The organism is Streptomyces flaveus, assembly GCF_014647675.1.
Classification (GTDB): domain Bacteria; phylum Actinomycetota; class Actinomycetes; order Streptomycetales; family Streptomycetaceae; genus Streptomyces; species Streptomyces flaveus.
In genome coordinates this window covers 107,725-127,390 of sequence record NZ_BMPQ01000018.1, presented here as the reverse complement: position 1 = coordinate 127,390, position 19,666 = coordinate 107,725, and the positions used below count along the sequence as shown (strand labels likewise).

Annotated in this window: 27 protein-coding genes; 18 read left to right on the top strand and 9 right to left on the bottom strand. The window is 69.4% G+C overall.

What is annotated here, in order from left to right; translation table 11 throughout:
• Nucleotides 1-23 precede the first annotated feature (23 nt).
• From IEZ21_RS29740 to IEZ21_RS29725, 4 genes are all read left to right on the top strand, one after another.
• Nucleotides 24-362 carry a DUF6247 family protein gene (locus IEZ21_RS29740; RefSeq protein WP_189324936.1) on the top strand — a complete coding sequence of 113 codons (339 nt, stop codon included), beginning with the start codon at nt 24-26 and terminating at the stop codon, nt 360-362.
• 279 nt (nt 363-641) lie between these two features.
• Entirely contained in the window at nt 642-902 is a 261-nt protein-coding gene (locus IEZ21_RS29735) for a hypothetical protein (protein ID WP_189324935.1), read from the top strand.
• A gap of 47 nt (nt 903-949) precedes the next feature.
• Nucleotides 950-1,300 (top strand): hypothetical protein, encoded by a 351-nt coding sequence (locus IEZ21_RS29730; protein WP_189324934.1) that lies wholly within the window; start codon nt 950-952, stop codon nt 1,298-1,300.
• On the top strand, nt 1,297-1,656 hold the full coding sequence (locus IEZ21_RS29725; protein ID WP_189324933.1) for a hypothetical protein: 360 nt from the start codon (nt 1,297-1,299) through the stop codon (nt 1,654-1,656). Before IEZ21_RS29730 ends, IEZ21_RS29725 begins: the two co-directional genes overlap by 4 nt.
• On the opposite strand, the gene IEZ21_RS29720 is transcribed toward IEZ21_RS29725, so the two are convergent.
• From IEZ21_RS29720 to IEZ21_RS29695, 6 genes are all read right to left on the bottom strand, one after another.
• Entirely contained in the window at nt 1,631-3,097 is a 1,467-nt protein-coding gene (locus IEZ21_RS29720; RefSeq protein WP_189324932.1) for a sensor histidine kinase, read from the bottom strand. The two genes, IEZ21_RS29725 and IEZ21_RS29720, sit on opposite strands and share 26 nt — an antisense overlap.
• Nucleotides 3,094-3,828 carry a response regulator transcription factor gene (locus IEZ21_RS29715; RefSeq protein WP_189324931.1) on the bottom strand — a complete coding sequence of 245 codons (735 nt, stop codon included), beginning with the start codon at nt 3,826-3,828 and terminating at the stop codon, nt 3,094-3,096. The genes IEZ21_RS29720 and IEZ21_RS29715 overlap by 4 nt, the downstream gene beginning before the upstream one ends.
• Nucleotides 3,829-3,954: 126 nt before the next feature.
• A complete protein-coding gene (locus IEZ21_RS29710; RefSeq protein ID WP_189324930.1) occupies nt 3,955-4,170 on the bottom strand; it encodes a hypothetical protein in 216 nt (71 codons plus the stop codon).
• Nucleotides 4,171-4,197: 27 nt separating this feature from the next.
• Complete coding sequence (locus IEZ21_RS29705; RefSeq protein WP_189324929.1) at nt 4,198-5,367, bottom strand: S1C family serine protease; 1,170 nt, start codon at nt 5,365-5,367, stop codon at nt 4,198-4,200.
• 141 nt (nt 5,368-5,508) lie between these two features.
• A complete protein-coding gene (locus IEZ21_RS29700) occupies nt 5,509-6,528 on the bottom strand; it encodes a LacI family DNA-binding transcriptional regulator (RefSeq protein WP_078492074.1) in 1,020 nt (339 codons plus the stop codon).
• A gap of 23 nt (nt 6,529-6,551) precedes the next feature.
• Complete coding sequence (locus IEZ21_RS29695) at nt 6,552-7,370, bottom strand: winged helix-turn-helix transcriptional regulator (RefSeq protein WP_189324928.1); 819 nt, start codon at nt 7,368-7,370, stop codon at nt 6,552-6,554.
• Between the two features lie 245 nt (nt 7,371-7,615).
• Between IEZ21_RS29695 and IEZ21_RS29690 the strand changes: the two genes are divergently transcribed.
• The 9 genes from IEZ21_RS29690 to IEZ21_RS29655 all read left to right on the top strand — a co-directional run bounded on the left by IEZ21_RS29690 (nt 7,616) and on the right by IEZ21_RS29655 (nt 13,633).
• Nucleotides 7,616-8,491, top strand: a complete 876-nt coding sequence (locus tag IEZ21_RS29690; protein ID WP_189324927.1) for an alpha/beta hydrolase — start codon at nt 7,616-7,618, stop codon at nt 8,489-8,491.
• Nucleotides 8,492-8,552: 61 nt separating this feature from the next.
• Nucleotides 8,553-8,807 (top strand): MoaD/ThiS family protein, encoded by a 255-nt coding sequence (locus IEZ21_RS29685; RefSeq protein WP_033324387.1) that lies wholly within the window; start codon nt 8,553-8,555, stop codon nt 8,805-8,807.
• Between the two features lie 8 nt (nt 8,808-8,815).
• Nucleotides 8,816-10,300 carry a hypothetical protein gene (locus tag IEZ21_RS47870; protein ID WP_373302328.1) on the top strand — a complete coding sequence of 495 codons (1,485 nt, stop codon included), beginning with the start codon at nt 8,816-8,818 and terminating at the stop codon, nt 10,298-10,300.
• A gap of 169 nt (nt 10,301-10,469) precedes the next feature.
• The gene (locus tag IEZ21_RS29675) at nt 10,470-11,219 is read left to right on the top strand and encodes an LmeA family phospholipid-binding protein (protein WP_189324926.1); all 750 of its coding nucleotides are present in this window, start codon (nt 10,470-10,472) and stop codon (nt 11,217-11,219) included.
• 230 nt (nt 11,220-11,449) lie between these two features.
• Nucleotides 11,450-11,533, top strand: a complete 84-nt coding sequence (locus IEZ21_RS48920; protein ID WP_352376456.1) for a putative leader peptide — start codon at nt 11,450-11,452, stop codon at nt 11,531-11,533.
• A 155-nt stretch (nt 11,534-11,688) separates the two neighbouring features.
• On the top strand, nt 11,689-12,528 hold the full coding sequence (locus IEZ21_RS29670; protein WP_189324925.1) for a sulfurtransferase: 840 nt from the start codon (nt 11,689-11,691) through the stop codon (nt 12,526-12,528).
• Between the two features lie 37 nt (nt 12,529-12,565).
• Nucleotides 12,566-12,853, top strand: coding sequence for a DUF1416 domain-containing protein (locus IEZ21_RS29665; RefSeq protein WP_033324392.1), 288 nt, complete (start codon nt 12,566-12,568; stop codon nt 12,851-12,853).
• A 135-nt stretch (nt 12,854-12,988) separates the two neighbouring features.
• On the top strand, nt 12,989-13,249 hold the full coding sequence (locus IEZ21_RS29660) for a DUF3099 domain-containing protein (RefSeq protein ID WP_189324924.1): 261 nt from the start codon (nt 12,989-12,991) through the stop codon (nt 13,247-13,249).
• Between the two features lie 9 nt (nt 13,250-13,258).
• Complete coding sequence (locus IEZ21_RS29655; RefSeq protein ID WP_189324923.1) at nt 13,259-13,633, top strand: VOC family protein; 375 nt, start codon at nt 13,259-13,261, stop codon at nt 13,631-13,633.
• Between the two features lie 6 nt (nt 13,634-13,639).
• Here the strand turns inward: IEZ21_RS29655 and IEZ21_RS29650 are convergent, their stop codons facing one another.
• Entirely contained in the window at nt 13,640-14,002 is a 363-nt protein-coding gene (locus IEZ21_RS29650) for a DsrE family protein (protein ID WP_189324922.1), read from the bottom strand.
• A gap of 270 nt (nt 14,003-14,272) precedes the next feature.
• Between IEZ21_RS29650 and IEZ21_RS29645 the strand changes: the two genes are divergently transcribed.
• Genes IEZ21_RS29645 through ygfZ form a run of 3 tightly spaced genes read left to right on the top strand, consistent with a single transcriptional unit; the run spans nt 14,273 to nt 16,332 of the window.
• Nucleotides 14,273-14,848 carry a heme-binding beta-barrel domain-containing protein gene (locus tag IEZ21_RS29645; protein ID WP_189324921.1) on the top strand — a complete coding sequence of 192 codons (576 nt, stop codon included), beginning with the start codon at nt 14,273-14,275 and terminating at the stop codon, nt 14,846-14,848.
• 19 nt (nt 14,849-14,867) lie between these two features.
• Complete coding sequence (locus IEZ21_RS29640) at nt 14,868-15,332, top strand: Fur family transcriptional regulator (protein WP_051745009.1); 465 nt, start codon at nt 14,868-14,870, stop codon at nt 15,330-15,332.
• Nucleotides 15,333-15,366: 34 nt separating this feature from the next.
• Nucleotides 15,367-16,332, top strand: coding sequence for a CAF17-like 4Fe-4S cluster assembly/insertion protein YgfZ (gene ygfZ, locus IEZ21_RS29635; RefSeq protein WP_189324920.1), 966 nt, complete (start codon nt 15,367-15,369; stop codon nt 16,330-16,332).
• Nucleotides 16,333-16,374: 42 nt separating this feature from the next.
• Here the strand turns inward: ygfZ and dtd are convergent, their stop codons facing one another.
• On the bottom strand, nt 16,375-16,800 hold the full coding sequence (dtd, locus tag IEZ21_RS29630) for a D-aminoacyl-tRNA deacylase (RefSeq protein ID WP_033324450.1): 426 nt from the start codon (nt 16,798-16,800) through the stop codon (nt 16,375-16,377).
• Nucleotides 16,801-16,967: 167 nt separating this feature from the next.
• Here dtd and IEZ21_RS29625 point away from each other — a divergent pair, with 167 nt between their 5' ends.
• Entirely contained in the window at nt 16,968-17,669 is a 702-nt protein-coding gene (locus tag IEZ21_RS29625; RefSeq protein WP_189324998.1) for an RsiG family protein, read from the top strand.
• Nucleotides 17,670-17,902: 233 nt separating this feature from the next.
• Nucleotides 17,903-18,691 carry a carbonic anhydrase gene (locus tag IEZ21_RS29620; protein WP_189324919.1) on the top strand — a complete coding sequence of 263 codons (789 nt, stop codon included), beginning with the start codon at nt 17,903-17,905 and terminating at the stop codon, nt 18,689-18,691.
• A gap of 109 nt (nt 18,692-18,800) precedes the next feature.
• Here IEZ21_RS29620 and IEZ21_RS29615 read toward each other — a convergent pair whose 3' ends face one another.
• Entirely contained in the window at nt 18,801-19,565 is a 765-nt protein-coding gene (locus IEZ21_RS29615; protein ID WP_189324918.1) for a DUF1775 domain-containing protein, read from the bottom strand.
• Between the last annotated feature and the right edge of the window lie 101 nt (nt 19,566-19,666).

Sequence of the window (19,666 nt, the reverse complement as noted above, 5' to 3'; positions counted from 1 at the left end):
AGCTGCGCAGCCACGCCTTGACCATGAGCGAACCCCAACCGGTCGTCCCTCCCATGCCGGAGCGGACCCCGAAGGCGCTGCGCAGGGCCATCGCAGTGCATACTCCGGAACTTCTCCCGGACTTCGACACGCACTGGAAGCGCGCGATCGCCGACACCTACGACCTCGGTCCCGTGTCGGCGTTCATGGCCCGCTGGTGGGGTCAGTACGCCATCGCCCGCGACCTCAAGCTGGACGCGCATGTTCGCGATCTCGAGCACCGAGCCGCGTACGAGTGCACCGACATCGCCGAAGCCAAAGCCCTCCTCGAAGAGGCGGCGAAGATTCACTACCGGGTCCGAGAACTGGAGCCCGGCGAGTGACTGAGGGCTTATAGAGCCGCGCCAGCAGATGGGCTGGAGGGTCCATCACGGTGTCCAGGGCTCAGACCGCGTCGTCTGCTGAGGGGTGAGGGTGGGTGGGCTGTTGCGCGAGATTGTGACACTTACACGTGTAAGTGTCACAATCTCGCGCAACAGCCATGCCCCCAAGGGCGCCCTCTGGCGACGGCGTAGTCAAGGGCGAGGCGGGTGTGAACGCCATCGGGTGAAGTGGGCGAGAAACCGGGACGGGAAGGCGTGCGGTCCCGTCACGGTGAGTTCATGGCAGAGATCACGACCAAAGATCCCTCGGCGGCTCAGCAGCTCACCGCCGCTCGGCTCGCCGAACGGGTCGCCGCGATTCGCGAGACAGTGCGCGAGGCACTGCGCGAGCGGATGAGTTGTCCGCTGACCGACGAGGAACTCGCTCAAGGGCCGGACGTACGGGCCAACCTGTACGCCCTGGCCGCCGAGAAGACCCGCGCCCAGGGCCTGCCGTCTCCGGCAGAGCCGGTGCGCGAACAATCCGCGCGGGGACGGTGAGCGCGGCTATGGTCGTAGACACGGCGCGTCGAAGGAGGACATCGCTCATGGCTGCCCACGCTGCGGGACCCGATCCGATTGTCCCCCCCATGCCCGAGCGGACCCCGAAGGCGCTGCGCAGGGCCATCGCCGAGCACACTCCCGAACTTCTCCCGGATTTCGACGCGCACTGGAAGTGGGCGATCGCCGACGCCTACGACATCGGTCCGGTGCCTGCGTTCATGGCCCTCTGGTGGGGTGAGTACGCCCTCGCCCGCGACCCCGAGCTGGACTCGCACGTTCGCGATCTTGAACACCGGGCCGCATACGAGTGCACCGACATCGCCGAAGCGAAGGCCCTCCTCGAAGAGGCAGCGAAGATTCATCACCGGGTCCGAGAACTGGAGCCCGGCGAGTGACTGATGGATTCATGGGGCCGCCTTGGCAAGCGGACTGGCGGATCGACGCTCTCGCCATCTTCGAGGCGCTGCCCGAGCATGTTCGTGAGATCGTCCTCGCGGCGCGTGCCGAACTGGTCACGGCGAAAGACCCGTATTTCCGTGGCATCGATGCTGATGCCGGGCATCCCGAGGGCATGAGGGTCGTGCCGGTCCGGTCCACTGATCCGAAGGGCCGCCACGTCTGCTTGTTCGACAACGGAAACGGCTGGCTGAAGTACAGCTTCGTCCGCCGAACCGAAGATCCCCAGATCGTGATCGAAGAGGTCTTCTGGCAAGAAGCCGAGCCTCTTACGCTGCCCCCGGCGGAGGAGTAGCCGCCCCCGGCAGCCGGATCGTAGCCACCGTGCCGCCGCCCTCCGCCGACGTCAATGTCACCTCGCCGCCCGCCTGTTGGACCGTACGCGCCACGATCGACAGGCCCAGACCCGAGCCGGGGAGGGCGCGGGCGGACGGGGAGCGCCAGAAGCGGTCGAAGACGTGGGGGAGGTCCTCCGTTGGGATGCCGGGGCCGTGGTCTCGGACCGTCAGTTCGCCCGCTTTGAGGTTTACGTCGATCGTGGCGCCGTCGGGGCTGAACTTCACCGCGTTGTCGAGGACGTTCACGATCGCCCGTTCCAGCGCTGTCGGTTCGGCGCGTACGTACCAGGGCTGGAGGTCCGCCGTGATCGTCAGTTCCGGGCCGCGCAGGCGGGCGCGGCGCAGCGCCGACTCCACCGTTTCCTGGAGGTCCAGTACCTGGACGCGGTCGCCCTGCTGGCCCGAGTCCGAGCGGGACAGTTCCTGCAAGTCGCCGATCAGGGAGGCCAGTTCGCTCATCTGGGCCGTCACGGATGCGAGCAGCGCCTTGCGGTCCGCGGGCGGGATCGCGCGGCCCGTCTCCTCGCTGCGGGTGAGGAGTTCGATGTTCGTACGGAGTGAGGTGAGGGGCGTACGGAGTTCGTGGCCGGCGTCCGCGATCAGTTGCTGTTGCAGGTCGCGGGAGGAAGCCAGGGACGCGGTCATCGAGTTGAAGGAGCGGGAGAGGCGGGCGACCTCGTCCTCGCTGTCGTCCTCCACCGGGATGCGGATGGTGAGGTCTTCGGTTCGGGCCACGTGCTCGACCGCGTCGGTGAGTTGGTCCACGGGGCGGAGACCGGCGCGGGCTACCCACAGGCCGGTTACTCCGGCGCCCACCACTCCTATGCCGGAGACGGCGAGGAGGAGAAGGGCCAGTTCGTTGAGGGTGGACTGGGTGCTCTTGAGGGGGTAGGCGATAAGGAAAGCGGCGTCATCGGACACGGCCCGAGCGCCGGGGCCCACACTGACGACCAGCGGTATGGTCAGCACCCTCACGGGTCGACCTTCGCTGTCGTGGCCGTCGCGGTACATCCCCTGGCCGGGTTTGGCGTTCTCCATCACCTTGATGTCGCTGCTGACGACATTCACCGTTCCCGCGGAGTTCGAGGCGACGCAGGCTGTGCCGTCCGCCTTGACCAGCTGCAGGTAGTAGTCGGGCCGCTGCCAACCGGCCGGACCCGTCGGCGCCTCGGGGCATGTGTTGAGGAGCGTCTGTACGTCGGTGATCTCCTGCGATCTGCCTGCCTTCGCCTGCAGATCGTCGTCCAACTCGTCGTACAGCTTCTTCTGCACAATGAACCAACAAGCCACCGAAACCGCCGCCACCGCGAACGCCACCGCCGCCGCCACCAGCAACGCCAAGCGCGAGCGAATCGGCAGCGACCGCAGGCGCCGTACGACCTTCGGGGCTCCCTTCATTCCGCGCCACCCGATCGCAGCACATACCCGACACCCCGCACCGTGTGCACGAGGCGCGGTTCCCCGCCCGCCTCGGTCTTGCGGCGCAGGTACATGACGTACACGTCAAGGGAGTTGGAGGAGGGCTCGAAGTCGAAGCCCCAGACCGCCTTGAGGATCTGCTCGCGGGTGAGGACCTGGCGCGGGTGCGCCATGAACATCTCAAGGAGCGTGAACTCCGTGCGGGTCAGCTCCACCTGCCGCCCGCCCCGCGTGACCTCGCGCGTGGCGAGGTCCATGCGGAGGTCGGCGAAGGTCATGGCCTCGTCGTCCTGGGTGGCGCCCGCGATGGACGCCGCGTACGAGCTGCGGCGCAGCAGGGCGCGGATACGGGCGAAGAGCTCGTCGAGTTCGAAGGGCTTGACCAGGTAGTCGTCGGCGCCGGCGTCGAGCCCGGTCACGCGGTCGCCGACCGTGTCGCGGGCCGTCAGCATCAGGATCGGCGTCATGTCGCCGGCCCCGCGGATGCGTCGCGCGGCCGTCAGTCCGTCCATGCGGGGCATCTGGATGTCGAGGACGACCAGGTCGGGCTGGTACGCGGTCGCCTTCTCCAGGGCGTCCGCACCGTCGACGGCGACCTCGGTGTCGTATCCCTCGAAGGCGAGGCTGCGCTGGAGTGCTTCACGCACGGCGGGCTCGTCGTCGACGATCAGGATGCGCTGGGTGTCACGGTCGCCTTCGGCGGGGCTCATGGGCTTCGGGTTCCTCGGATGCGGTGGGACGACATGGGATGACATGGGATGACTGAAGGTGTTGAACGCTGTCAGCCTCGCATGGTTCCCGGTGGGCGCGTAAAGGGTGGGAGGAGCCGGGCGGGATCAGCCGCGCAGCGTCGTGAGCCGGTTCAGCGGCACCTTGCGGCGGTGCGGGCGGGCGGCAGTGACGCGCAGGCCCATCATCTGGGGGGCCGCAGACACCGCGGACACCTCCGGCGCCCGCGTCTGCGGCGCGTGCAGTGCGTACGCCACCTCAAGGGCCAGGGCGAACCCGGCCGGGTCGGTGCCGGCCGCCGTGTGCGAAACCTGCTTGATCATGACGTACTCCTACCGGTCGGAGGGGGTTCAGCTGTCGGAGCCGCCGGCCCGCAGCGTGGCCAGGTCGGACTTGACGGTGTTGATCGGGATGGCGAAGCCGAGGCCGGCGCTGCCCGCGCTCGACGAGGTGGCCGAAGCCGGCGAGTACATCGCGGAGTTGATGCCGATGATGTTGCCGTTCATGTCGATCAGCGCGCCGCCGGAGTTGCCGGGGTTGAGGGAGGCGTCCGTCTGGAGCGCCTTGTACGTCGTCGTCGACGAACCGGTGTCGCCGTTGAACTCCTGGCCGCCGAAGCCGAACGGCCACTGGCCGCTGCCGCCGCCCTGGCCCTGGCCTTGCCCCTGGTCCTCTTCCGTGGAGACGGTGACGTCACGGTTGAGCGCGGAGACGATGCCGCTGGTCACCGTGCCGGTCAGGCCCTCGGGGGAGCCGATCGCCACGACCTCGTCGCCGACCTTGACGCCGTCGGAGTTGCCGAGCGTCGCGGTCTTCATCCCGGAGGCGTCCTGCAGCTTGATCAGCGCGAGGTCCTTCTTGCTGTCGGTGCCGACGACCTCGGCGGAGTACGACTTGCCGTCGCTCGTCCTCACCTTGATCGAGTCGGCGCCGGAGACGACGTGGTTGTTGGTGATGATCTCGCCGTCGCTGGTGATGATCACGCCGGACCCGGTGGACTCGCCCACCGACGAGGTCGCGTTGATCTCGACGATGCTCGGGCTGACCGCCTGGGCGACCCCGGCGACGGTGCCCTTCTGGGCGGTGGGCACGACGTTCGTGGTGGTGCTGGTCGCGGCGACGTCGTTGCCACCGGTCAGCTCCTGGAAGGCGTACGCGGTGCCGCCGCCCACGGCCGCGGCGGCTATCGCCACGGCGGCCAGCAGCGCCAGCGGACCCCGGGCGCGCCTGCGACGGGTGGCGCCGGCGGAGACCGGCTCGGTGAGGAGCGCGGTCGGGGCGGCGGCGTGCTGCGACGGGTCGTGCGCCGGGCCCGGGTTGTGCGTCGGGCCGGAGGCGTACGGAGGCTCGTACGCCGGCGGAGGCGGCCACTCCGGGTTCACGGGGGTGCCCGCGGAGGGTCCCGCGAAAGCGGAGGGCTCCTGCTGTGAGGTGGCGTGCTCCTGCTGGGAGTACGCGGACTGGTGCTGCTGCTGTTCGCCCTGGGGGTACTCGCCGTTGCGGCGGAAGCTCTCGGTCATGACTCAGAGCTTGGCGCGCAAGCATGAGAGGTCCCTGAGGGCTACCTGAGAAGTCCGCCAGAACCGCGTTTGTCCGATATAAAGCCGCCCGGCCGGTGAAACAGGGGTTCTGGCGGACGTCGTACGCCGGTCCTGGCGGCCTCAGTCACAACCGCAGGACCGCCGCACCACCAGCCGCGACGGAAACAGCTTCAATCGCTCGCGCCGGGAGCCGATCCGCTGGCCGTCATCGAGGACCAGGTCGACGGCCGCGCGGGCCATCGCCGAGCGGTCCGACGCGACCGTCGTCATCGGCGGGTCGGTGAGCGCGGCTTCCTTGATGTCGTCGAAGCCGGCGACGGCCAGATCGCCGGGTACGTCGATACGCAGCTCGCGCGCCGCCCGCATGATGCCGACCGCCTGGTCGTCGGTGGAGCAGAAGATCGCGGGCGGGCGGTTCGGCCCGGCCAGCAGCTTCAGGCCGACCTGGTACGCGTCGTAACGGTTGTAGAGCGCCTCGAAGAGGCGACCCTCCGTGGACTTCCCGGCCTCGTGCATCGCGCGCCGCCAGCCCTCGACGTGGTCGGAGACCGGGTCGCCGACGGTGGGGGTCTCCGCGACGCCGCCCAGACAGGCCACGTACTCGTAACCGTGCTCCAGGAGATGGCTGGTGGCGAGCTGGGCACCGCCTATGTCGTCCGTCACGACCCCGGCCTCGTCGATCGCCTCGGGACGCTCGTGCAGCAGCACCACCCGGGCGTCCCAGGCCTCGATCTCGGCGGCGGCCAGATCGTTCAGGGCGTGGCTGACGAGGATCAGCCCGGAGACCCGCATCCCGAGGAAGGCCCGCAGATAGTGGACCTCGCGCTCGCCGACATAGTCCGAATTGCCGACGAGCACCATCTTTCCGCGCTCGGAAGCGGCCTGCTCGACCGCGTGCGCCATCTCGCCGAAGAACGGCTGGCGCGCGTCCGGCACGATCAGGCCTATGAGGTCCGTCCGCCGCGAGGCCATGGCCTGGGCGACCCGGTCGGGCCGGTACCCCAGCTCCTTGATCGCGGCGAGTACACGCTCGCGCGTGGCCGGGGCGACCGGCCGGGGTCCGTTGTTGATGACGTAGCTGACGACGGCGGTGGAAGTACCCGCCAGTCGCGCCACATCATCCCGAGTCACCTTTGCCACGCGCGGAGTCTACGCGGATGGACCTACCTCTGGGCAGGGCGTACGGCGGCTTCCTCGTCCTCCGTCGTGAGCTCGGCGTCCGAGGTGGCGTCCAGATGCGCCGTCTCGTCCGCATCCTCCGGCTTTGGCTGGGTTGCCGGGGCCTTCGGCTCGGTCGCGGTGCGGTCCAGCTTCTCCGGCGTAACGAATCGATAACCGACGTTCCGGACGGTCCCGATCAGCGACTCGTGCTCCGGACCGAGCTTCGCGCGCAGCCGCCGTACGTGGACGTCGACCGTGCGCGTACCGCCGAAGTAGTCGTAGCCCCAGACCTCCTGGAGGAGCTGGGCGCGGGTGAAAACGCGACCAGGGTGCTGGGCCAGATACTTCAGCAGCTCGAACTCCTTGAAGGTCAGGTCCAGGACCCGGCCCTTGAGCTTGGCGCTGTACGTCGCCTCGTCCACCGACAGATCGCCGTTGCGGATCTCCATCGGGGAGTCGTCGTTGACGATCTGCTGGCGCCCCATGGCCAGCCGCAGCCGCGCCTCGACCTCCGCCGGACCGGCGGTGTCGAGCAGCACGTCGTCGATGCCCCAGTCCGCGGTGACGGCCGCGAGGCCGCCCTCCGTCACGACGAGGATCAGCGGACAGCCGGGACCGGTCGACCGCAGCAACTGGCACAGGCTGCGCACCTGCGGCAGATCACGGCGGCCGTCGATCAGGATGATGTCGGCACCAGGGGTGTCGACGAGAGCGGGGCCTTCCGCCGGAGCCACTCGCACGTTGTGCAGAAGCAGGCCGAGAGCGGGAAGCACCTCCGTCGACGGCTGAAGGGCATTGGTCAGGAGCAGCAGAGAGCTCATCGTGTCCCACCTACCCGGTTCGTCTTGTGGCCGTGCTTGATTCGCTCGCCCATACGTCTGGTTCCTCCTCGGTCCCTGCGAGGACGTTTGCGGCACTGCTTCCGTACTGTTGCGGCTCCCGCGTCCCCGGGCGCCGCGGCTGCGCTTTCCCGCCGTATACAGCGTTCGTATACAGCGCTCCAGAAAGCGCAAAAGGACTCGGGGGCTACGCTGCCCGAGTCCTCATACCCAGCAGAATAGCCCACATGAACCAAGGTCCGGCAGGTCATGTGACGCGATCTTTTAATCGTCCACTACTTGAGACAGCCCGGCGAGCCGAGCGGCGGAGGTTTCTGCGCACGGTCGACGGGGTCACGATCGATGCCTCTTACGAGCCCGGAAAGCGCACGTCGGCGTCTTTTTCCGACGAGCTCGCGATCGTCGTCGCGCACGGTTTCACCGGGGATCTCGACCGGCCGCACGTACGCCGGGTGGCAGGCGTCCTCGCGCAGCACGCGGCCGTCGTCACATTCTCCTTCCGGGGGCACGGAGCCTCCGGCGGGCGCTCCACGGTGGGCGACCGCGAGGTGCTCGACCTGGCGGCGGCGGTCGCCTGGGCACGAGAGCTGGGCCACACACGCGTCGTCACGGTCGGCTTCTCGATGGGCGGATCCGTGGTGCTGCGGCACGCGGCGATGCACCGCCGGGGGCCCGGTCAGGAGCAGCAGGGGCAGGTGGGGCGCACGGGAGCGTATACGGACGCGGTGGTGTCGGTGAGCGCCCCGGCGCGCTGGTACTACCGGGGTACGGCACCCATGCGGCGACTGCACTGGGTGGTGACCCGCCCACTGGGCCGCACGATCAGCCGCTACGGCCTGCGCACCCGGATCCACCACCGCGACTGGGACCCGGTCCCGCTCTCCCCGGTCGAGTCGGTCCCGCTGATCGCCCCCACACCCCTGCTGATCGTCCACGGCGAACTGGACGGCTACTTCCCACTGGACCACCCCCGGATGCTGGCCGCCGCGGGCGAGGGCCACGCCGAGCTGTGGCTGGAGGCGGACATGGGGCACGCGGAGCACGCGGCCGACGATGCGCTGCTGGGGCGGATCGGTGCGTGGGCGGCTTCCGCGTCGGACTAGCCTGTCCGTGTCGACCGTCACCATGGACCGACACCCGCTGACTCACCGATCGAGGAACGTGATGGCACAGGGCACGGTGCGTTACTGGGCCGCCGCCAAGGCCGCCGCCGGCGTCGCCGAGGAGCCGTACGAGGCGGAGACCCTCGCCGAGGCGCTCGACGCGGCACGCGAACGACACCCCGGCGAACTCGTCCGCGTCCTGCGGCGATGCTCGTTCCTCATCGACGGTGACCCCGTGGGCACCCGCGGACATGAGACGGTACGGCTGGCCGAGGGCGGCACGGTCGAGGTGCTCCCGCCGTTCGCAGGAGGGTGACGGGCATCATGAGCAACCAGCAGTGGGGGTCCCCCCGCTCGAGCGAAGCCGAGAGTGGGGGAGAGGCCGAGAGTGCGGGAGGGCCGCACGAAGGGCACGGCTCCCCTCAGCAGCAGCCCCGCTGGCCCGGGCAGCAGCAGTCAGACGAGGACGCGCAGCACCAGACCCAGCAGTGGGAGGGGCAGACCTGGGAGACGCAGACGCATGTGCGTCCTGCGGCGGCTGCTCCTCCGGCTCAGGCTCAGGCTCCGACTCCGGCTGCGGGTCCGACGCCGACGCCGACGCCGGCTCCCGCTCCGAGTCAGGCTCCGGCAGAGCCGGTGTACGGGACGGGGCATGGGTACGGGGTCCAGGCGTCGGGGTACGGGGCTCAGGGTCCGGCGTCCGGGTACGGGGCTCCGGCTCCGGCGTCGGACCAGCCGTCCCAGGGGTACGGGGCTCAGGGGTATGCGGCTCAGGTTCCGACGCCTGACCAGCGGTCTCAGGGGTACGGAGCCCAGCCTCCGGCTCCGGCTTGGAACCACGCGAACCAGGGCCACGGCCAGGGACACGGGCATGGGCCTGTGCAGGGGCCTGCGTACGGGGACTTCGCGCCCGCGTCCGCACCTGCACCCATGCCTGCCCCCATGCCCCCAACTGCGCCCCCGTCGGCGGCAGTTGGCGATCAGGCTGCCGCCGTCCCGGCCTCCGACCCCGCCCCCGCGTACGGGCCGCCCACCGTCACCGGCAACCCCCGGGTCACCGACGCCCAGCGTGCCCGCGCCGAGGGGCGTTCGCCGATCATCGAACCGGGCGGGCAGCCGGCCGTACTGACGGCGGTGCTCGGGGCGCTGCTCGCGGGAACGGCGGCGATCGGCGAGTACGCACTCCTCGTCCCGCTCGTGATCCTGCAGGCGGTGACCGCGGCGGGCTGGTTCCGGCTGAACGGTATGTGGCCCGCCCGGCAGGGCATCGCGGTGGCCTTCGCGGGCGCGCTCACGGCGGACGCCGTACTGCTCACGGCCGGCCGCGAGAACGCCCCCGCCGCCATCCTCGGCACCCTCGGCATCTGGGTCCTGCTCGCCCTGGTCCTCCAACTCCGCAGCCACGCCGAACCCGACGAGCGCATGTACGGCCTGATGGCCACGGTCGCCTCCGCGGCGCTGGCCATCGTCGCGACGGGGCATCTCGCGGCGGCTGCGGACGCGGTGACCGTGGGCGCGGTGGCGGTGGCGGCGGCGATCCTGGCCCGCGCGCTCCCCCTCCCGACACCGGCGTCACTGCTGGTCGCCCTGCTGGCGGCGGCGGGCATGGGCCTGGGACTGGGCGCCCTGACGGACCTGGGCACGGGCGGCGCCCTCCTCGGCGCAGCGGCCGGCGCCTCGGCCCTGATCGGCCACAGAGTCGCCAGCTACGACTACCCGTCCCGCTTCGTCCACTTCACGGCGGGAGTTGCCCTTCCGCTCGCGGCAGCGGCTCCGGCGGTCTATCTGCTGGGCAGGGCGCTGGGCTGAGGCGGGCGCCGGGCCGAGGCGGGGCGAAAACCCCCCAGGCCCCCAACTCCCCACCTGTCACAGGTGATCGACAACTCACCTTGTCCGCGACGACCGGACCCCCACCCGAGTTACCCTCGCTCGACGGCCACCGGAGGCCGTCGATGCCGAGGTGGGGGAACACCAAGACATGCGCGCACTGCGAATACTTCTGATCGTCACCGTCATCCTGGGCGGGCTCTTCGTCATCGCCGACCGCGTGGCCGTCGGCTTCGCCGAGGACGAGGCGGCGGACAAGCTGCGGACCAGCGAGGGCCTGGCCAGCACACCCAGCGTGTCGATCAAGGGCTTCCCCTTCCTCACCCAGGTCGTCGGCGGCGAACTCGACGAGGTCGAGGTCGGCATCCAGAACCTCGAGGCGGACACCGGCGGCACCGCGCAGAACACCGGCCCCGACAAGATCCGTATCGACGACCTCACCGCCCAGATGCGCGGCGTCGCCTTCTCCGGCAACTACAGCTCCGCCACCGCCGCCTCGGCCACCGGCACGGCCACGATCTCGTACGACGAACTCCTCAAGGCCGCCAAGTCCGAACCCGTACAGCTCACGAACGGAGTCACCGCCGAGGTCGTCGGCCTCTCCGACGGCGGCAACGGCAAGATCAAGGTCGAGGTCGAGGCCACTGTGCTCGGCGCCAAGCTCCCCCAGCCGGTCTCCGTACTGAGCACGATCGGCGTCAAGGGCGACACCGTCACGGCACGCGCCGACGCGCTCCCCAACCTCGGCGTCCAGCTCGCCGAGGACAAGGCCCGCACGGTCACCGACTTCCAGCAGCGCATCGACGGCCTCCCCGGCGGCATCAAGCTCGACAAGGTCGAGGCGGCCCCGAACGGCGTCGACATCACGGTGCGGGGTTCGGACGTCTCGCTCGTCGGGTAGTACGGCAGGGGAGTACGACGGGCCGTACGAGGGCAACTCGTACGAATGGACCTGCTGTCCGAAAGGCGAGACGCCTCCGTCCGCGAAGCAGATGTGCTGAAGGTGACGAGCCCGCAACGGCCGTACGAACGCGACTCCTGCCGCCCCGTCATCCCGTATCGCGGACAATCGCGTCTCACCATCCGACACGCCGGTGACATGCCACCCCCACCATCCCTACGATCGACCCCATGAAGCGACAGCAGGCGGATCTGACGAAGCGGCGGGCAGTAGACCTGTGCCGTGTCGCCGCCATGCTCTGTCGCACCTTCTGAGCGGAAGCGCCGACTTCCGCGATCCCCGGCCTCTTTGACGCTCTCACCACGTCAGGGCCACCCCCGTGCGCCACGTACGCCTCTGCTGTCATGCGCGTACCGCACCCCCTCATCGACGCACCGCCCCGCCGCAACTGCCCCGGAGGAGAAAGAGCATGAGCCGCAGCGACGTCCTGGTAGACGCAGACTGGGTCCAGGACCACCTGGACGACCCGAAGGTCGCCATCGTCGAGGTCGACGAGGACACCTCCGCGTACGAGAAGAACCACATCAAGAACGCGATCCGGATCGACTGGACCAAGGACCTCCAGGACCCGGTGCGCCGTGACTTCGTCGACCAGGAGGGCTTCGAGAAGCTCCTGTCGGAGAAGGGCATCGCCAACGACACGCTGGTCGTCCTCTACGGCGGCAACAACAACTGGTTCGCCTCGTACGCCTACTGGTACTTCAAGCTGTACGGCCACGAGAACGTCAAGCTCCTCGACGGCGGCCGCAAGAAGTGGGAGCTGGACGCCCGCGAGCTCGTCGAGGAAGTGCCCGAGCGCGCCACGACCGAGTACAAGGCCAAGCCGCAGGACACCTCGATCCGCGCCTTCCGCGACGACGTCGTCGCCGCGATCGGCGCCCAGAACCTGGTCGACGTCCGCTCACCCGACGAGTTCAGCGGCAAGCTGCTCGCCCCGGCCCATCTGCCGCAGGAGCAGTCGCAGCGCCCCGGCCACGTGCCGAGCGCCCGCAACATCCCGTGGTCCAAGAACGCCAACGACGACGGCACCTTCAAGTCGGACGACGAGCTCAAGGAGCTCTACGCCGAGGAGCAGGTCGACCTCGCCAAGGACACCATCGCGTACTGCCGCATCGGTGAGCGCTCGGCCCTGACCTGGTTCGTCCTGCACGAGCTGCTCGGCGTCGAGAACGTCAAGAACTACGACGGTTCCTGGACCGAGTACGGCTCCCTCGTCGGCGTGCCGATCGAGCTCGGCGCCAACAAGTAAGCCCCCGACCTTTCAACTACCTCTTCAGGAGCAGCACATGTGTGGAGCGAAGGCCGGCGGCCCCGACGCCTCGACGATCAAGCCCGGTGAGACCACCATCCAGGGCCAGGTGACCAAGGACGGCGAGCCCGTGGTCGGCTACGTCCGCCTGCTGGACTCGACCGGCGAGTTCACCGCCGAGGTCCCGACCTCGGCGACCGGACAGTTCCGCTTCTACGCGGCCGAGGGCACGTGGACCGTACGCGCCCTCGTCCCGGGCGGCACCGCGGACCGCACGGTCGTGGCCCAGACGGGCGGCCTCGCCGAGGTCGCGATCGCCGTCTGATCGCCGTTTGAACGGTCTGACGGCACACACCGTATGAACGGCTGAAGGGCCGCACCCCAGGGGGTTGGACGCCACCACTTTTGATCGGGGTGCGGCCCTTCGGCTTGCCCGGATCTCCGGGCCTACGCTGGACATATGTACGCACGACGGCGTCACGCCTACTTCGCCATGATGGGCACGTGCATCGGCCTCTTCGTCCTGGCCTGGGGAGTCGTGCGGCTCTGGTCAATGCCCGTGGCCATCGGAATGTGCGTCGTGGCGATGGTGATTCCGCCCCTCGCGGCCATGGTGGCCAACCGACGCGGCCCGGACGACCGCTGGTGGGACGACCCCTCCGGAGACCCCAAGTCCGACGAGTGGTGGGACGAGCTGGACGGCAAGAAGCGGCGCCGTTAGAACGGGTTCATGACGCGTACGAAGGTGTCCACCGTGGTGCTCGATGCGCATCAACTGGCCGATTTTTACGTGCGGTTGCTCGGGTACGAGGTGCGCGCTGAGGAGCCTGACTGGGTACTCATCCGGCCCCCGGATGGGGACGGAGTCTCGCTCGCCTTCGAGACCGAGAGGGAGTACGTCCGGCCCGTGTGGCCCTCGCGCAAACCCGGTGACCAGCAGATGATGCTGCACCTCGACATCGAGGTCGACGACCTGGAGGGCGAGACCGCGCGGGCCGTCGCCGAGGGCGCCACGCTCGCGGGCTACCAGCCGCAGGACGACGTACGGGTGCTGCTGGACCCGTCGGGGCACCCCTTCTGCCTCTGGGTGGAGACGCCGGAGTAGGGCGCCTCAGTAGACGAGCGCCTGGGTATCGTCCGCCAGCGCCTCCTGTACGAAGACCTGCGCCCCCGCGATCCGTACGCCCTCGATCACGTCCTTCTCCGTGATGTCGCGCCGGGCCGCGCACTGGGTGCACAGCGTGAGACGGCCGCCGGCCAGCACCGACTCGAGCAGATCGGGGAGCGGAGCCGCGTGCGGCAGCTCGAACTCGGCGGCCCTGCCCGGCAGCGCGAACCACGCCGACTCACCGGTCAGCCAGAGCGAGACCTCCACCCCGCTGGCCACGGCGACCGCCGCCACCGTGAACGCCTGCGAGCAGCGCTCGGGAGCATCGGCCCCGGCCGTCACCTTGATCACGAGCTTCTTCGCCATGGGAGGAAGCCTAGTCGCGCCACCTCCCACCGAGCCCCGGACCGTGGCCGCGTAAGCTGGAGCCCGGCTCTGTGTACGGCCCCACCGCCCAACCTCGCTCATCCAAGGAGCACCCCGTGCTTACGATCTTCTTCGAAGCTCTGCTCGTGCTGGTCTGCGTCGGCGTTCTCGCCTTCGCCGGGCTGACCGTGAAGAAGCTGTACCAGGGCCAGCGCTGAGCGCTGTCACGGACGCCCCCCATCACCCACGTACGAGACTTCTGAGCTGATCATGATCGAGATCCCGTCCGACCTCCACAAGGACCTGGTCCCCCTGGCCTTCCTGCTCGGCAGCTGGACCGGCGCGGGTGTCCATGACTTCCCCGGTGCCGAGAAGTGCAACTTCGGCCAGGAAGTCAGCTTCAGCCACGACGGGCGGGACTTCCTCGAGTACCACTCGCGCACCTGGGTCCTGGACTCCGAGGGCAACAAGGTGAAGCCGCTGGAGACCGAGACCGGCTACTGGCGTATCGACTCCGACCGCAAGGTCGAGGTCGTGATGGTCCGCGACGACGGCGTCGTCGAGGTCTGGTACGGCGAGCTGGCCGACAAGAAGCCCCAGATCGACCTGGCGACGGACGCGGTCGCGCGTACGGCGGCCTCTGGCCCGTACAGCGGCGGCAAGCGCCTTTACGGCTACGTCAAGAGCGACCTCATGTGGGTCGGCGAGAAGCAGACCCCCGAGGTGCCGCTCCGCCCCTACATGTCCGCCCAGCTCAAGAAGGTCGTCACCCCCGAGGACGTCGAACGCTGGGCCAAGGTGCTCCCGGACGACATGCCGGACGACGGGATCGCCTTCTTCAAGTAGCTCTAGACTTTCAGGTGTGGTGAGCACTCGAAGCAGCACCGGAAGCAGTGCCGAAGGCACTGACTGGAAGAGTGATCTGCGGCAGCGCGGGTATCGGCTGACGCCGCAGCGGCAGCTTGTGCTCGAGGCTGTGGACACGCTTGAGCATGCGACGCCCGACGACATCCTCGTGGAAGTGAGGAAGACGGCGTCGGGGGTCAACATCTCCACCGTGTACCGGACGCTGGAGCTCCTGGAGGAGCTCGGGCTGGTCTCGCACGCCCACCTCGGGCATGGCGCGCCCACGTACCATCTCGCGGACCGTCATCACCATCTCCACCTGGTGTGCCGGGACTGCCGGAACGTGATCGAGGCGGATGTGTCGGTCGCCGCCGATTTCACGGCGAAGCTGCGGGAGAGCTTCGGGTTCGACACCGATATGAAGCACTTCGCGATCTTCGGCCGGTGCAAGGACTGCGCGGGCAAGAGCGCGAGCAGGAAATAAAAGGCGCAACTACTCGGTCGTAGGGTGTATGCCCATGAAGAGCCCTCTGTTGTCCCTGCCCGGTGCCGTGCCCGCCGAGGGTGTGGACGAAGGCGTCGCCGCGCACTACGGCGACCTGTTCCGCGAACAGCGTGCCCTCGCCGACGGCACGGGTTTCGTCGACCTCTCGCACCGCGGCGTCGTCGCCGTCTCCGGCGAGGACCGGCTCAGCTGGCTGCACCTCCTGCTCACCCAGCACGTCTCCGACCTCCCGCCCGGCCACGCCACCGAGGCGCTGGTCCTCTCCGCGCACGGCCATATCGAGCACGCGCTGTACCTCGTCGACGACGGGACGACCACCTGGGCCCACGTGGAGCCGGATACGCAGGAGGCGCTGATCGCGTACCTGGAGTCGATGAAGTTCTTCTACCGGGTCGAAGTCGCGGACCGGACAAGCGAGTTCGCGGTCGTGCATCTGCCGGCCGGTTCCATCGCCGAGGTGCCCGAGGGCGTTGTCGTACGCGAGATGTCGTACGGGCGTGATCTGTTCCTGCCGCGCGGCGACCTGGAGTCGTACGCGGCCAGGAGCGGGCCGGTCGCCGGGATCCTGGCGTACGAGGCCCTGCGCGTCGAGAACCATCGGCCGCGGCTCGGCTTCGAGACCGACCACCGGACCATTCCGCACGAGCTGGGCTGGATCGGCACGGCGGTGCATCTGCAGAAGGGCTGCTACCGGGGCCAGGAGACCGTCGCCCGCGTCCAGAACCTGGGCAAGCCGCCGCGGCGGCTGGTCTTCCTGCACCTGGACGGCAGCGAGGTGCACCTGCCGCCGCACGGTGCCGAGCTCCGGCTCGCGGCGGAGGGCCCGGACGGGCGCAAGATCGGGTTCATCACGACGGCCGTACGGCATCACGAGCTCGGCCCGATCGCCCTGGCACTGGTGAAGCGGAACGTGCCCCTCGACGCACCTCTCATGGCCGACGCGACGGCTGCCTCGCAGGAGGCCGTGGTCGAGGTGTAGGGCGCGGTCTGTCGCGGGGGCGCGGGGGCTGCATCGCGGCGGCTACATCTCGAGCAGGACCGTGAACGGGCCGTCGTTCGTCAGGGATACGCGCATCTTGGCGCCGAAGCGGCCCGTCGCCACCGTCGCGCCCAGGGAACGGAGTTGGGCGACGACCTCGTCCACGAGGGGTTCGGCGACGTCGCCGGGGGCGGCGGCGTTCCAGGTGGGGCGGCGGCCCTTGCGGGCGTCGCCGTAGAGCGTGAACTGGCTGATGACGAGCAGCGGCGCGTCGATGTCGCTGCACGACTTCTCGTCGTCCAGCATCCGGATCGACCAGAGTTTGCGGGCCAGTTGGGCCGCCTTCTCCTTGGTGTCCTCGTGGGTGACGCCCACCAGGACGCACAGCCCCTCGCCGTCGATCTCACCGACCGTCTCGCCGTCGACGACCACACTCGCACCGTCAACTCTCTGTACCACTGCACGCATACGGACCATCATGCCGTGCGCCGGTTGACCTCTGTAGAGGGTCTTCTTATCACTCCTTAAGCCTCCATCTGGGGCGTATCGGGTGCACTCCGGCTCATAGCAGCCAACAGGGGTGGCACGATGCATCCACACGCCGGTCGAGGGGACGGTTGAGGCATATGAGCAGCATGAACACATCGGGTATGGGGCAGTCGCCACCTGCGGTCGCGGGGGGCATCGTGGGAGTTGGGGGAGCAGGGAATTCGGCTACGGGCCATCCGATCACGGCACCTCCGGTGGGGGTGCGTCCGCCCGTGCAGCGGACGGACAGCCCGCCGGTCGAGCGCGATCTGTCCGGGCTGCGGCTGCCCGAGCTGCGGATGATGCGGCGCGGCGCCCAGCGGGACGAGGCGGACCTCAGCTATGTACGGCGACTCGTCCAGGGACGGATCGACATCCTGCGTGCGGAACTCGGACGACGGGCCGATCCCGCCCGCTCGTCCGCGACTGCACCGGTCGCCGAGGAGGCATCTTCCGGCTCCTTCGGCTCGTCCGGCTCGTCGATCTCGTCCGTCGTGCAGCGGCTGTCGGAGATCCTGACGGACGCGCCCGCACGGCAGCGCTCGTCGGCCCGGCATGTCACGCTCGGCACCCCGCACAGCGAGGAGTTCCGGCGGCAGGCCGCGGACATGCTCGCGGAGGTGGAGCTGTCCGACCTCGAGGCTCGTACGGATCTGGAGCTGAACACCGCGATGGGGCGGCTCCTGCGGTACGAGCAGCAGGTCTCGCGTCGGCGTCGGCAGTTGCAGCGGACGGCCGACGACTGCAGCGCGGAGATCGCGCGCAGGTACCGCGAGGGCGAGGCACGTGTGGACGACCTGCTGATCTGAGGCTGGGTCTTCCGACCCTTCTGAGCCTTCTGAGCCTTCTGAGTCGCGCCGCCCGTACGAGTGAGGATTGTCGTCCTGGCTCGGCCCTGCCCGGACTGGGTTACCCGGCGTTACCTGATGTGACGCCGGGTGAGTTGGGTGAGCGCTTCTTCCGCCCTGTACCAGAGCTGTACGGACGCTAATCGACGGCCCGCCAGAGTGGCGTACCCGCACCACACTGGAAGGGAAAACACATGGGTAATGCTGTGCGGCCACAGCGCAGGGCCATTCTCACCGGAGGGCTGGCGGCGGCCACCGCGGCCTTCCTCACCGGCTGTTCGTCGAAGACGGACGGCGGGGCGGCGACGGACTCCGCATCGCCCGCGGGGGCAGTGAAGAAGACTCCCTCCACGTCGCCACCGGCCGCGGGCGAGCGGCCGGACTCGCCGTGGACGGCGTTCGCGAGGCTGATGGAGGGCAACGAGCGCTGGGTCGACGGGAAGCTTCAGCACCCCGACCGGGATCCCCGGCGGCGTGAGTTCGTCGCCGAGGAGCAGGATCCGTTCGGTGTGATCCTCTCCTGCATCGACTCAAGGGTGCCGCCGGAGCTGCTGTTCGACACCGGGCTCGGGGATCTGTTCGTGATGCGTACCGGCGGTCAGGTGGTCGGCGACGTGGTCACCGGTTCCGTCGAGTACGGGCCCATGACCTCGGGCACCCCGCTGATCGTCGTGCTCGGGCACCAGCGCTGCGGCGCGGTCAAGGCGGCGCACAAGGCGCTGAAGGACGGCAAGCCGCTGCCCGGCAACCTGCAGTCGATCGCAGAGGCCCTGCGCCCGGCGTACGAGGTGATCGCCAAGGAGAAGCACGCAGACCCGGTCGACGCCATGACCCGTGTGCACGTCAAGCAGACCTCCGCCGATCTGCGGTCCAACAAGGATCTGGGTCCGCTGGTGAAGAAGGGGGACCTGGCCGTGGTCAGCGCGTACTACTCGCTGGACACGGGGCGGGTGGAGGTCCTGACGGGGGCGCCGACCGCCTGACGGAGCGCAGCAGGCACACAACAGGAAGGCCCGGCATACCCACGTGGGTATGCCGGGCCTGGCCGCGTCACGGCCGGGTCGACTCCGTCGGCCCTTGAGGCCTTCGGCCTCAGGCGGATCCGCTGCGGCGGCTGCGGAGCCACCACGCCCCGCCGCCGAGTACGAGGACGGACGCGGCGATGCCGATCGGTACGCCGATGGGCATGCCGTCGTCGCCCTCCGCGTCGTTCGCCGCGGGCTCCGCCGCCGGTGTCGACGCGCCCGTCTTCGGTTCGCCCGCTGCCGTGTCGGACGGCGGGGCGGACAGCGTGGGCTCCTCCGTGGGGGTCGGGGCCACAGGCTTGGCGCCGGGGGCGGCCGGCTTCAGGTCCAGGCGGGGGGCGGGGTGGCCGTGACCGTGGCCGTCTGAGGTTTCCTCCTCGTCCAGTTCGATCCAGCGGTCCACCTTGCCGTCGCTGTAGCTCTGTACCGTCTTGAAGGCCAGGGATTTGGCGTCGGGCAACTGTCGTACGGTGACGACGTGTTCGGCGTCCTCCCCAACGGCGAGCTTCGGCCCGGAGACGGTGTAACCCCGGTCGGTGGGGGTGAGTTTCCAGCCGTCCGGGCCTTCCTTGTAGGTGATGTCGCCGGGCGCGATGCCCTTGGGCAGGATCACCTCCAGCTTGCTGATGCCGGCCGAGGCGGACTCCGACTCCGCGGAGAAGGTCAGCGCGACGTTCTGGTCGAGGGCCCGGGCGCCCTCGGCCTCGACGTCCGCATGGGCGGCGGCCGGTCCCGCGGTGGCGACGGCGACCGCGAACGCGGCTGCCGTGAGACCGCCGAGGGCGCCGACACGGCGCAGGCTGCGGGGAAGGGCAAGGGTCGGGTGTTGCACGGGGGCTCCTAGTAGCGGTGGTGTAGCGGGCTTGGTTCGGGTCTTCGGGGCGCCGCCGCCCGGCCCGGATTCCGGATCGAGGACGATCCGGAGGCGGCGGC